This window comes from Paraglaciecola sp. IT1134, assembly GCF_058068185.1.
Map to the genome: position 1 here is coordinate 3206648 of NZ_CM176486.1, position 13338 is coordinate 3219985.

11 protein-coding genes are annotated in these 13338 nt (G+C 46.0%); 7 read left to right on the top strand and 4 right to left on the bottom strand.

Annotation, left to right across the window (positions count from 1 at the left end; all coding sequences use genetic code 11):
- The first annotated feature begins 14 nt into the window (after positions 1 to 14).
- Complete coding sequence (locus AC3RV5_RS13945; RefSeq protein WP_489728235.1) at positions 15 to 902, top strand: LysR family transcriptional regulator; 888 nt, start codon at positions 15 to 17, stop codon at positions 900 to 902.
- Here the strand turns inward: AC3RV5_RS13945 and AC3RV5_RS13950 are convergent.
- The gene (locus AC3RV5_RS13950; protein WP_489728236.1) at positions 899 to 2260 is read right to left on the bottom strand and encodes a sensor histidine kinase N-terminal domain-containing protein; all 1362 of its coding nucleotides are present in this window, start codon (positions 2258 to 2260) and stop codon (positions 899 to 901) included. The genes AC3RV5_RS13945 and AC3RV5_RS13950 overlap by 4 nt on opposite strands.
- 18 nt (positions 2261 to 2278) lie before the next feature.
- Positions 2279 to 2947: a response regulator gene (locus AC3RV5_RS13955; RefSeq protein WP_489728237.1), complete on the bottom strand. Its 669-nt coding sequence runs from the start codon at positions 2945 to 2947 to the stop codon at positions 2279 to 2281.
- 155 nt (positions 2948 to 3102) lie between these two features.
- Here AC3RV5_RS13955 and AC3RV5_RS13960 point away from each other — a divergent pair, with 155 nt between their 5' ends.
- The 3 genes from AC3RV5_RS13960 (at position 3103) to AC3RV5_RS13970 (ending at position 7627) form a co-directional block, all read left to right on the top strand.
- The gene (locus AC3RV5_RS13960) at positions 3103 to 5889 is read left to right on the top strand and encodes a TonB-dependent receptor (RefSeq protein WP_489728238.1); all 2787 of its coding nucleotides are present in this window, start codon (positions 3103 to 3105) and stop codon (positions 5887 to 5889) included.
- A 117-nt stretch (positions 5890 to 6006) separates the two neighbouring features.
- Entirely contained in the window at positions 6007 to 6540 is a 534-nt protein-coding gene (locus AC3RV5_RS13965) for a hypothetical protein (RefSeq protein WP_489728239.1), read from the top strand.
- A 1-nt stretch (position 6541) separates the two neighbouring features.
- On the top strand, positions 6542 to 7627 hold the full coding sequence (locus tag AC3RV5_RS13970) for a Bug family tripartite tricarboxylate transporter substrate binding protein (protein WP_489728240.1): 1086 nt from the start codon (positions 6542 to 6544) through the stop codon (positions 7625 to 7627).
- Positions 7628 to 7910: 283 nt separating this feature from the next.
- Here the strand turns inward: AC3RV5_RS13970 and AC3RV5_RS13975 are convergent, their stop codons facing one another.
- Entirely contained in the window at positions 7911 to 8273 is a 363-nt protein-coding gene (locus tag AC3RV5_RS13975; RefSeq protein WP_489728241.1) for a rhodanese-like domain-containing protein, read from the bottom strand.
- A gap of 3 nt (positions 8274 to 8276) precedes the next feature.
- Positions 8277 to 8465 (bottom strand): YgaP family membrane protein, encoded by a 189-nt coding sequence (locus AC3RV5_RS13980; RefSeq protein WP_489728242.1) that lies wholly within the window; start codon positions 8463 to 8465, stop codon positions 8277 to 8279.
- A gap of 112 nt (positions 8466 to 8577) precedes the next feature.
- Here AC3RV5_RS13980 and AC3RV5_RS13985 point away from each other — a divergent pair, with 112 nt between their 5' ends.
- From AC3RV5_RS13985 to AC3RV5_RS13995, 3 genes are all read left to right on the top strand, one after another.
- Complete coding sequence (locus AC3RV5_RS13985; RefSeq protein WP_489728243.1) at positions 8578 to 8871, top strand: ArsR/SmtB family transcription factor; 294 nt, start codon at positions 8578 to 8580, stop codon at positions 8869 to 8871.
- Between the two features lie 96 nt (positions 8872 to 8967).
- A complete protein-coding gene (locus AC3RV5_RS13990; RefSeq protein WP_489732166.1) occupies positions 8968 to 12237 on the top strand; it encodes an efflux RND transporter permease subunit in 3270 nt (1089 codons plus the stop codon).
- Positions 12234 to 13286 (top strand): efflux RND transporter periplasmic adaptor subunit, encoded by a 1053-nt coding sequence (locus tag AC3RV5_RS13995; protein ID WP_489728244.1) that lies wholly within the window; start codon positions 12234 to 12236, stop codon positions 13284 to 13286. Before AC3RV5_RS13990 ends, AC3RV5_RS13995 begins: the two co-directional genes overlap by 4 nt.
- The last annotated feature ends 52 nt before the right edge of the window (positions 13287 to 13338 follow it).

The window sequence follows — 13338 nt, forward strand, 5'->3', positions numbered from 1 at the left end:
GTTTGAGATTTAACATGGATCACCATAGACTTCCGCCGCTCAAAGCCTTGATCACCTTGCAGGCAGTGGTCAAACACCAAAGCATCAGCAAGGCCGCTAAAGAGCTGTTTGTAACACACTCGGCGGTGAGTCAAAATATCAAACAATTAGAAGAAAGTTTGGGAGGTAAGTTGTTTACGCGAGTTGGGCGTAATATTGTGCCGACCACAAATACTTTGACATATGTTGCCCAGCTTAGTGAATGTATACAGGGCATTGCCCAAGCCACTAAGGCTTTCCAACTGCGCGAAACCCCAGATACTATTACGCTGAAAATGGTCAGCACGTTGGCGCTACGCTGGTTTATTCCAAAGCTGACGGTTTTGCAATCACAACACCCGGCTTTAAAAATCAAGTTAGTCACCGAACCGGTATCCAATGTCAATAACTTGCCAAGGGATGTGGATGCCGCTATAGGTTTTGCATCTGACAATACCTTTGCTAATTTGTATCATCGAAAGTTACATGCCAGCGAATTGGTTTTGGTCAGCAAGACTGCTTATTTTTCCCCCCAGCAAGCCATGTTAGAAAACGCCCCTATATACGCTGACACCCCCCTTAGGGCTGACGATTGGCGAGAGTGGTGTGTAGCCAATGATGTGCCTTTGCCTGCCAGCGAGAAAAAATTAGTGTTACCCAACAGTGCGCTCGCATTAGAGGCGCTGTCTGCCGATGCCGGAATAATGGTTACCCAACAGATATTCGTGCAACAATTACTTGAACTGGAGCTGTTACATTCTATTGGTGCATCGGTAATTGATCATGCACAGGGTTATTATTTTTACTGCCGGCCAGAGCAAATACAAAGGCCATCCATCAGATTATTGCTAGATTGGTTGTTATCCAAACCCAGTGGCAGCTAAATTGACCTGGGAAACCGACAAATAACACTTGTTCCACGACTATCCACACCCTCGCATAATTCCAGTGTGCCTTTGTGCGCCTCAACTATTTCTTTGACTATAGCTAATCCCAAACCAGAACCAGTCTGCCGATCATCTAAACGTACAAAACGTTCTGTGACACGATCATACTGGTCGAGTGGAATACCTGGACCATCATCACGGACTTCGAGTACCGAATGCGCTAAAGTTTGATACGTCATCACTTCGATCGTCACCTTGTCGTCGCTGTATTTCTTGGCATTATCTAACAAATTTTTAAGCAACTCCTCGATAAAAAATTCAATGCCATTAATTGCAGCCGGTGCCAAAGACACACTTAATTCTAATTGGGGATGCAAATCGGTAAACTGGATCGAGGTTGTTTTGGCGATAATCGCCAGATCTATAATTGGGTATTCTGACTGACTCAAAAATATAGACTCTGCATAGGTTAAATTAAGTAGTTGATGGGTGAGGCGTGCGATATTGTCGGCGCTTTTCTTTATTTTGGTCAATGAGGTGCGCTCTTGCTCAGTCTGCGCATTGCGTAGGGCCAATTCAGTTTGCGGTAGTAAGGCTGTAACGGGGGTACGCAATTGATGTGCAGCATTTTCCACAAAACGTTTGGTTAATTGCAAATGTCCTGACAAACGCGCCAACAAAGTATTCAGTGCCCCTACCAAGCCTGCAATTTCCTTGGGCAAATTTGCATAGGATATAGGTGATAGATCACTTTCAGAGCGCTGATGTACTGAGTCTTGCAGCCTTTTAAGTGGGCGTAAACCCAAAGATACACCAACGAACAGTAGTATTGAGGCAATAACTATCATCAATACCACCCGATAAAGATCGTTAACCAAAAATGATTGCACATACTCTTCTCGGTCGTGCAACGTTTGTGCGACAAAGGTCGTCATCCAGCCTTCGTAATCTGAATTATTCACCAACACGGATATGGCAATCACCCGGACCGGCTGATCCAGATAAATCGCATCGTAAAATTTAATGTTACTTTCTACTACATTAATGCCATCCGGAGGCTCTGGAATGTCTTCGTAGCCAGATACAAAGCTTGCGTCGGGTCCGATCACTTTATAATAAAGATTATCATTGGTGGTAATTCTAATCAGTTCCAGCACTGCGTCAGTTAATAAATCGCCGCCGGATGACAATGCGTGTTCGGAAATACTAATGGCGAGGGTGACTAACAGCCGATCAAAAATTTTCTGAGAGGTTATTTTAGTGTCCAAGTGTGAGGTATACAGATGCGTTGCCGACATAAATAACAGTGGAATAACCAACCAACCGAGTAGTCGGGCGCGCAGAGATTTAAACATGTGTTATCACGCCCGACACTATGAAACCTGTTGTAATGCATAACCTAAACCACGCTTGGTGGTAATACTGACGGCGGAACCGGTCAGCCTTTTACGTAACCGGTGAATATAAATTTCGATGGAAGACACGCCAGCCTCATCAGCGAAACTAAACACGTGATCCGCAATGCTCTCCTTGCTCATCACACCGCCATTTTTGCGGATCAATAATTCTAACACTGACCTTTCACGAGGTGACAGTTCTAATACTTCGCCTGCCAGCCAGAATTCTCGCGTGGTCTGATCAAACTCCAGACTAACAAACTGAATGCGCATATCACGTTCATTTTTTCCGCGGCGAAATAACGCGCGAACTCGCGCTTCCCACTCTGTAAGATCAAAAGGTTTAATTAAGTAATCATCGGCACCTAAATCCAGCCCCTTGACCCGATCTTCGATGCTGATCCTGGCCGAGACAATTAATACCGGAATTTCCGGTTGATCTTTCTTGATTTTGGCTAAAACTGTCAAACCATCCATATCAGGCAGATTAAGATCCAGCACCAGTAAATCGTAGGTTGCAACTTTGCTGGCATTTAAGCCCAGTTGGCCTTTGGCGAATCGATCAAAAGCGATGTCCATCTGCTGCAAAGATTGCTGCATGCAATCGGCAATATCGTCGTTGTCTTCTATTAATAATGCTCGCAATGTTTTACCCATTTTTATACAAGTTGAGGTTTTATCGTTAGCTGAAAGGTTTCTGAAAGTTCAGATGTTTACACTATGTTAAAACAATGTAAATAGTGACATTAAGTCATAACTAGTTCCACCACATGCACATCCTATAACAGAGAGAACACATAATGCGAACACTCCATTTGTCAAACTGCATCCGTGCAGCGCTATTAGCTAATTTGGTCGGCATAAGTGGCAGCGCCTTTGCCCAAGAAACAGCAACTGACAGCAAGCCAAAAACCCAGCATTTTGAACAGATCACAGTGACGGGTTCGAACATCAGACGCAGCAATATAGACGTTGCCACGGCCTCCCCTGTGCAGGTGATGGGTTTAGAAACCATAGAGGCTTCTGGCGCCGGACAAGTTCAAGATTTGTTTAAAAATCTCTCCGTTAATACCGGCTCAGAAATGTCTACCAGTCAAAACTCGCGCCAGGGTTTATCGCAATTCAGCTTACGTGGTCTGGGCGTCAGTGGAACGCTTACTTTAGTCAACGGACGACGGGCGGGCTTGTCCGCCGTTGCCAGTGATGACGGCTTTTTCTTTACCGATATAAATCAATATCCGGTCAATATGATCGAACGTATCGAAGTGCTTACTGACGGTGCTTCTGCGACATATGGCTCCGAGGCGGTGGGTGGAGTGGTAAATATTATTACCCGTAGTAACTTTGAAGGTTTTGAAATTGGTGCAGAAGCGCGTGATTCAATCAATTCTGCCTATCAGCTTAATGCAGCAATAGGCTCAAGTTTCGACAAAGGTAAATTCACATCTTTTATTAACTATTACCAACAAGATGGCAATTTTCGCAGCGAGTTTGATTTTATTCAAGAGCGCTCCAACAATGGCGGCAATGGATTAAGCACCGATTCGCAATGGGTCTCTGGCACCGGAGCCGGCCGTTATCAACTGGCAGAGCTGGGGGCTGATGGTAATTACAGTCGCACCGGCACAACCGTGCCAGATGCACATTGTGGGGAGTCCGGACCGGGTAACTTTGTTGACGGTACTAACTGTCGATATAATTTTATCGATCAGCGCCGCCTCATTGCCGAAGAGACACGTCTGCAGGTATTTAATCAGTTCTCTTATGATATATCCGACAAAACCCAACTATTTGCCGAAATGAGTTACTCGTCTAACGAAGTACGTGATGCCATTGGTGGTGCAGTATTACGTACCACCACCGACGATGGGGGGTTCTTTGTACCGGCCTCTCATGCCTTTAATTATTTTGTCGATGATGGCAATGGTGGAATAGTCTGGGACGAAGCTGCGGTGGCCGCTGCTCCCAACCAAGCGGTTGATGTAATTGTACGTCAACGTCCCTTAACCTCGGCCTACGACGGGGCGAACGCAGAAGATATAGTGCGTGAATTTGACAATACCCGTACCGTAGTCGGTTTAGATATGGCATTGACCGATGACTTAAGTTTAAACGCCTCCTATATGTACGCACGAACCAAAATGACCGATTCACAACCACGCAGCTATAACGCCGATGCTTATGCCGGAGCAAATCTTTCAGGTAATTGGAATCCGTTCGGCTTTGCATCTGCCCAGCCGAATGCGGTCTCGGTGAAAGATAATATTAGCGTGGCGGGAAATACCGCCAGTGGACTAGACTCTTTCTCGTCTAACCGCACATTTACTGCCGAGTCAGTGCAAAAAGTGGCTGAAATGATTGTCAGCGGCGACATGTTTGAAATCGGCAGCGGTGACATGGTAACTATGGCATTTGGTGCCCAATGGCGTGAATTTGAATTCACTGATGTGGCGGACAGTTTATCTGAATTCCAACTTGATGGACGTGCCGACCCGGTTTTTTCCATCATCGGTGCTAAACAAGATGTATATGCCGTCTACGCTGAAGCCATTGTGCCAGCGGGGGATGATTTGGAATTCCAACTGGCCTTACGTTATGAAGATTATGGTGAAGGAGAAGGCGGAGACACCACCGATCCTAAAGTAGGCGTAAGATATCAAGCCACGGACACTGTATTATTACGCGGTTCATGGGGTACTTCTTTTCAGGCGCCCTCTATTCGTAATGTCGCCGGAGCGGTTGGTTCAGGTGGTCTAGATGATCTCGCCCGCGGTTTAAAGGTCGGTGACACCTGTAGAGACCAAGCCGAACCATTTAACGCGGCGCAGATAACCACTGGTGGCGATTTAAATCCACAAAGCGCCACTAATTATAATTTGGGTTTTGTGTATGAAGGTGAAAATGCCTTTACCACTTCAATGGATTATTTTGTGTATAACTATAAGGATCTGATCCAGACGGGAGAAGATTTCCAAACCATAGTCGACAACGAATGTTCAACAGGTACGTTTCAACCTGATCCCAGAGTATTCAGAGACGCTGCGGGGCAATTAAATAATGTCACTTCAAGTTTTGTAAACATTGGTGAAGTAAAAGCGGCCGGATTAGATTGGACAGCGCTGTATGTGCTTGACGATATTATGGGCGGCGACGTACAGTTAAACGGTAATGCCACCTATGTGACAAAATTTGATATCGATCAGGATGGTTCTGGCAATGCCTTCGATGGGGCGGGTAATCGCAATCGCTTTATTGGGTTTGGCTCCATACCTGAACTTCGTGCTAATTTTGGCTTTACCTGGCGCAGCGAAGACCATACAGCGGGATTAAATCTTCGTTATATAAGTGATTATCGGGATGAAACCCCAGATTCGGTCGGTGTAGATATTGCCAGTCAAACCTTAGTCGATGCCCAGTACACTATCACCCTAGATGGTATTACAAGCGGGACCACTAGCTTCACTTTTGGTGTTAATAACCTGTTTGATAGAGACCCACCTGCAATAGCTGAGCGTATCGCCTTTGACGGTCAGGTACACGATCCTCGCGGCAGAGTAGTATACTTACGAGCTAAATCAAGCTTCTAACTATTATGGAGACCCGATATTTTTAAACGGATAATATACGCTAGTGCGCCACACAAGCCACTAGCGCGGTTATATAGAGTTTCTATCAATAAAACCATCCTGGCCCTTGGCGCCGGGGTGTTTTTTATCGCCGACGCAACCGGTGTTGAGTACAGTCAACTATTGATGCAACGCTTACACACCTGTACCGCTATTGTCCCCCCTCAGGAAAGGGTCAATTGTTATGATAAATGGCTGAAAATACCAGTAACAATAGAATCAAAAACACGTGTACCATCCAACGAAGTCGCCGCACTGCCGGTCACGAAACAACCACCTCGGCTTGTCACCACAACCCAAACATCAAAAGCTCAGGTAATCCCTGACATTAAGGAGATCCAACAATTCGGTAATAAATACTTAGGACCTGCCCAACATCAAGCAGCAGAACGTAAGATTAACTTGTCGTTACGAGCGGCAAAAAAAAATAAATATGGCAAATGGACATTTTATTTCGCAAATGGCCAAGTGTGGCAACAACTGGAAGCGAAATATATTTCGGTACCCAAAAACAAACCTGTAGTATCTACCTTATCCACAGGAACATTGGGCAGTTTTGATTTACGTATTGGACTAAGCACCAGAGTGATCAAAGTCAAACGGGTAGAATAAAATGTATAAGTTAAGCAAGCAGATCATGTGTCTTATTTCGCCACTGGCGGTCATATTCAGTGGATTAATTGCGGCTGCCGAGGTGGATTTTAGTGGTAAAACAATTGAATGGATTGTGCCTTTTAAGATAAATGGAGGTGCCGATACTTGGGCGCGTTTTAATGCCCCATTTTTATCTAAACACTTACCTGGAAAACCCACGATAATCGTCAAAAATATTCCGGGTGGTGGCTCCACCAAGGCTGCAAATCGCTATTCGCAAAAAGCCAATCCAGATGGATTATCGCTACTTGGCACCTCCGCCTCGACTCAGTTTCCGTTTGTATTAGGCGACCCAAGAGTCAGATATGATTACAAAAACTGGCAGGTTTTGATGGTCTATGCAAACGGTGGGGTAGTCTACACTACGTCTAAGTTTGGGATTAAAGATACCAGTCAAATTGAACAATTATTAACTGAGAAACTGCTTTATGGTAGTCAGGGAACGACGTCGTTCGATCTGGTATTATTGCTAGGTTTCGAGTTACTGGGTTTAGATGTGACACCGATTTTTGGCATTCGTGGCAGAGAAGCAGGACGACTAGCCTTTGAACGCGGTAATACCAACATCGATTTTCAAACGTCTTCTGCTTACATCAAAAATATATTACCTATGGTCGAAGCTGGCAGCGCCATACCTCTTTTTACCCTGGGTGCACTGGATCAAAATGGAAAAATGATCCGGGATCCGCAGTTTCCTGATTTGCCAACCATCAAAGAGGTATATCAAAGTCTGCATGGTCGGGTCCCCGTGGGGATCGGCTGGGACAGCTGGACAGCTTTTAAAAATTTGGGTTTTGCGGCACAAAAACTGCTGGTCGTGCCCCTTTCTACGCCTGACGAAATCGTTAACGCCTATCACAAGGCAATAGAAGCTATGTTTCAGGACCCGGAGTATCTCGCCGAAAAAGATGCGGTACTTGGCTCCTATATACAGGTAACTGGGGATACGGCTACCCGTTTATATAAACGTTCTACCGAGATACCGGATAAACAAAAAAAATGGATGCTGGAATGGCTACGCAGTAAATACAACCTTAATATCTAAACAGTCTATGTGGCGGTACTCAGTGTGTAATGACTGGCAAAAATCGCCCCTAATTAAGGTAATGGTTTTTAAAAACCAGACTCGAAGTGGCACTGGAAATCGGCTGATATTACCCTTCCCTTTACAAACCGATGATGATCATAGGTAACTATTCCCAAGTTGCTATTTTTTTGCACCTGAGGCGGCTAATGTCGCCGCCTTGGTACAAACATCTCACCAGCCACTGAAACCACAGACCAAAACTCAGATTTGAGCATATCGGGCAAAGCTAGCGACAACTACGCTAACCCGTTGATGTCATTTCACAGGCTTGTTGAATTTCATCCATAGCACAAGTGATCACAGTCACATTCTGATAACCAATTCTGGCCAGTTGCTCGGCGCTTAGAATTGCCCGAGCCGACGTAGCACAATGCAAATAAATAGGTCGATTGGGGTCTTTTTCCAGATCCAGCATCTTCATTTCCAACAGACCTCGGGGAACGTTGATCGCACCGAATGCTGGCTTGGTTATATGCTCCGCTGGCTCCCGTACATCAATCAACAAGCCATTATTTTGACTGCGTTCACTCACTGCAGCTTGCGCGGTAAGGCACCTGACATTTTGTCTCGCTTCTGTTAAAAGTTGGGGGATGGTTTTAAGCATTATTTAGTCCTCTAATCCTGATTTTCTGAGAATGCTCATCATCGGGCACCAGTTGGTAAACGCCGATTGCATGAGATTTAGGGCGATAAACACCGTGAAATATATCCAGTTAGGGTGCACAAAATAGGTTAAGCCCAAGGATACCAAGATCATTATACCTGCAACTAACCTTAACGCTTGATTGACTGTCATTGCTATTTCTCCTATTGATTTACATTTTATATTAGAAAAAACTAATATTAGACAAATCTAATATACTCCCTATAATAAGTCAACTCAGTTTAGGGCAAAGGAATAACGTTTTATGGATCTACATCAATTGGCCGCAAACGCTGGTCAGGCAGAATCATTTATGAAGATGCTGGCAAATAAAAATCGTCTGATGATCCTGTGTAGCCTGATTGACAAAGAATGCAGCGTGACTGAATTAAGCCAGATCGTGCCCTTAAGCCAGTCAGCACTGTCTCAGCATCTGGCATCACTGCGTAAACATGATCTGGTGGCGACCCGACGAGATGCCCAAACTATTTACTATTCAGTGATAGATAATCGAGTCAAAGCGATCATCCAAAAACTGTATGAGTTTTTCTGTGTTTAACGGCCTATACAACTTGAAAAGGGAGCACATCGGGTGACACAACATCCACTGGACAAACTGGTTAGCTACTCACTAAAAGGTGGGCTGCCCTTTTTTATGTTTTTATTTGCATTGGTGGCAGGTGCGGTTGCCCTGAACTTTACGCCACGGGAAGAAGAGCCACAAATAGTCGTGCCCATGATCGATGTTTGGGTAGAGGTACCTAATCTATCGGCCCGTCAGGTAGAGCGTCAGGCCACAGTAGCGCTGGAGAATTTGTTAACACAGATCCCCGGCGTTGAGCATGTCTACTCCACCTCGATGGACGGAAAACTGAGTGTGACACTGCGCTTTTTTGTGGGCCAAAATCGTGAGGACGCCCTACTCAATACTTACAACAAACTGTATTCCAACCAAGACAAGATCCCTAAAGTGGTATCCAACTGGATGCTTAAACCTGTGGAAGTAGACGATGTGCCTATATTGGTGCTGGGTTTATATAGCACTGATCCCCAACGTTATGACGATTTCTCTCTGCGGCGTATGGCCCAAGAGGTCGCGACCTTACTGCAGGGGATCGCCCACACCAGTGAAGTTAAGGTCATTGGAGGCAGGCCTCGAAGCATACAAATCCTGGTGGATCCCCCGGCATTAAACGCCAGACAAACCAGTGTACTGGACGTATATCAGGCGCTGAGAACATCAAACGAATTACTCAAGACCGCCAGTTTGATTGTCGAAGGTGACGCGGTATTAATTGAATCTGGCGATGTGCTGCGTGATCTGGATGAATTGGCGAATTTGCCAGTTAATGTGGTTAATGGCAAAGCTGTATTACTCAAAGACGTGGCGACAATCGTTGATGGTCCAGACACTGTTAAGGCTTATCAATGGCTGGAGTTCGCCCAAAGTGAGCCGTCATCACCATCACTTGATGCACAATTTCCCATGGTGACTATCAGTGTGGCCAAACAAAAAGGCAGTAATGCCGTGGCTGTAGCTGCTGATGTGATCAATAAACTGCACGAACTGCAACTCACGTTGTTGCCAGAGGAAGTGCAATTTGAAGTTCTTAGAAACTACGGACAAACCGCCAATGAAAAGGTCAACAATCTGACCTCAAGTTTAGCTTTTGCGATATTCACAGTAGTGGTGTTTATTGGCATCTTTTTAGGTTGGCGTCCTGCTGTGGTGGTCGGCCTGGCAGTACCGGTCTGTTACGGCCTGACCTTGCTGCTGGATTTGTTATTTGGCTATACCATTAATCGCGTGACACTGTTTGCCCTGATTTTGTCCTTGGGTTTATTGGTAGACGATCCGATAACCGGCATAGATAATATCAGCCGCTTTTTGAATAAAAAATCCATCCCCGGTGATAACGATAAAAACAGCCGCATTGTGGCCGCAATGTCGGAAATTCGCCCGGCCCTGATCATGTCGACAATTACTATAATCTTAGCCTTTGTACCTTTGGCTTATATTACTGGCATGATGGGGCCCTATATGGCACCCATGGCTTTTAACGTGCCAGTCAGTGTGGTTATTTCTACCCTGGTTGCCTTTATTATCACCCCCTGGTTAGCCGCTCGTTTACTTAAGCCTGCCGAGCAACTAGGCGCCTTACCGAGCATATTTTATGCGCGCCTGCTAGCCCCGCTGATTGCCAATAAAAAACGCGTGAAAATAGGTTTGTATGTAGTGCTCGGGTTATTTGTTGCGGCTTGTATCTTGCCGTTAATGCGCAGCGTACCTCTCAAACTTTTGCCTTTTGACAATAAAAACGAAATCCAGGTGTTAATCGACATGCCGCAATCCGCCACTTTGGAACAAACTGCGGCTATGGCCAATCAAGTCATGCAAATCGCCAAGCGATTACCTGAAGTCAAGGCCATTGGTGCCTATATAGGCCAACCTTCGCCGATCGATTTCAATGGTATGGTTAGACAATATTATCAGCGTACCCAAGCCAACTTGGGTGAGCTTAGGATCACTTTGATAGATAAAGATTTGCGCCAACATCAATCTCATGCAGTCGTGCTAAGACTCAGAAAGTTACTCGCGCCATTGCAACGTGCTAACACTGTACTCAAAGTGATCGAGGTTCCACCTGGTCCCCCCGTATTAAGTACCTTGGTGGCAGAGATATACGCCGATCCCTTTGTGGATCAACAAACCCATATACGCGGTGCAAGCAATGTCATAAAACGTCTGCAACAAGAACCCCACGTAGTTGAAGTGGACAGCACCTTAGACACCCCAATTGAAATCGCCCGTTTTGTGGTAGACAAACAAAAAGCCGCATTATCTGGTATCTCCACCACAGACGTTAATCAAACCGTCGCTATAGGCGTAGCGGGCCTTGCGGCAGGCACGTATCAGCAAGAAGATGAAGCCTACCCCGTGCCCATCCTGCTCAAGTTACCCTTTGCGATTGGCAACTCACTTGCTGATCTTAATGGCCTGGGCATAAAGGGTCGCATAGGTGTGGCGCAACAAGATGCAGGATTTGGACTGGTACCCGCTCCCCAAGCCCTGGTCAGCCTCAGCGAATTGGGAAAATGGCAATCGCTGCGGGCATCGCAACCTATCATGCACAAAGATCTTAGGCCGGTTATCTATGTCACCGCCGAATTATCCGGTAGAACCCCAGCCGAGGTCATTGCTGATATCAGCAGTGATTTGGTTGATGAGGATACCAAACATACCGCGGATGACAACAACTCCCAGGATTGGCAAGATCGCAGCTATTTATCTTCAGGCGGAGGTATTGCCTGGCACATTCCCCAGGGCACACATCTGGATTTTTCAGGTGAAGGCGAGTGGCTCATCACTTTGGACGTATTTCGTGACATGGGCATCGCCTTTGCCTTTGCCCTGGTTGGCATCTTTTTTGTTCTCAGGCTGCAAACCGCAAGCACTGCCCTGGCATTGATTATTATGTCAGCTATTCCTTTGACGATTATCGGTATCATGCCGGGTTTCTATCTTATGAACCAGTTTGGTGAACGTACGATAGCCGATGCTCCCGACCCGGTTTTATTTACTGCCACTGCTATGATTGGCATGATCGCTTTGGCGGGGATAGTAGTACGTAATTCATTAATATTAGTTGAATTTATCGACCTTGCACGCAAGCAAGGCATGGCTATTAAAGAGGCCCTTATCGAAGCGGGAGCGGTGCGTATGCGCCCAGTGTTACTCACTGCTGGCACAACCTTGTTAGGCAATTTAATCATCACCCTGGATCCGGTCTTCAGCGGCCTGGCATTGGCCATTATCTTTGGCATCGTGGCGTCCACCCTGTTTTCTTTATTTGTCGTGCCAATGGTCTATTATCTGGTCTTCGTTGAGGAGCCCAGCCAACATTCACAGGAGGTTAAATTATGAGTTCAGCGTTAACAAAAATCGCAGCACCACTATTGGCAGCGGTCATACTGCTGCTATCGGTTGCCTGGATGGCCGGAATGTTTACTAGCAAAGTGGCCCCGGATACCCAGGTATTGTCCGCAGACAATATGCAAAACCTACTGACGGTGACGGTTAAACCTGTGCAGCGCACTGAATCTGTTCCGGCTGGAATTAGAGCCCGGGAAACGACACAAATTGCCAGTCGTATTATGGCTCGTATTGAAAAAATCCACGTTCGGGCCGGCGATAGAGTGGAAAAAGGCAGTCTATTAATCAGTTTAGATGATAAGGCACTCAATACTCAGGTGGCACAGGCAACAGCTAGAATAGCGTCAATACAGGCGCTGCTGGATGAGGCTAAGTTAACACTTGAACGTACCCAAAATATCCGTAAACAGGGGTTAGTTTCAAGTAGTGATTTGGATAAAGCCCAGGCAAATTTCACCCGCTTAATGTCGGACTTACAAGCTGCCAAACAATCCGAGAAAGAGACCTCTACCGCATTGAATTACAGCAAAATTCGCTCCCCAATCGACGGGCGTATAGTCGATCGCAACGCCGAGCCAGGCAATATGGCCTCTCCCGGGCAACCACTGCTGTCTTTGTATAATCCTCTTTCCTTGTTGGTTGAAGCTGATGTGAGAGAGGCACTGGCGGTCACGTTGACATTAGGTCAAAAAGTCATGGTGAAAGTGGATGCCCTGAACAGACAGATACCGGCCACTATATCGGAAATGATCCCCGCTGCTGATCCGAACGCTCGCAGCTTTGTGGTTAAAGCAGATATCGCTTTTGATGAAGCTTTATTACCCGGTATGTTTGCCCGTATGGACATAGGGTTAGGCGAAGAACAACAAATTCAAATTCCCGTTGAATACGTGCATAGCTATGGGCAACTTGAGATGGTGTGGGTAGTGACAGCAAATCAGTTAAAACGCAGATTTGTGCGCCTCGGGAAACGCTATGATGGCCAAGTTGAAGTTGTATCCGGGCTAAACAATGGGGAACGCATAGCACCGCATACTTGAGATCGCTTTACTTAAACATCCATCTCTCTTGATCAGCGTCAATTTGACCTAC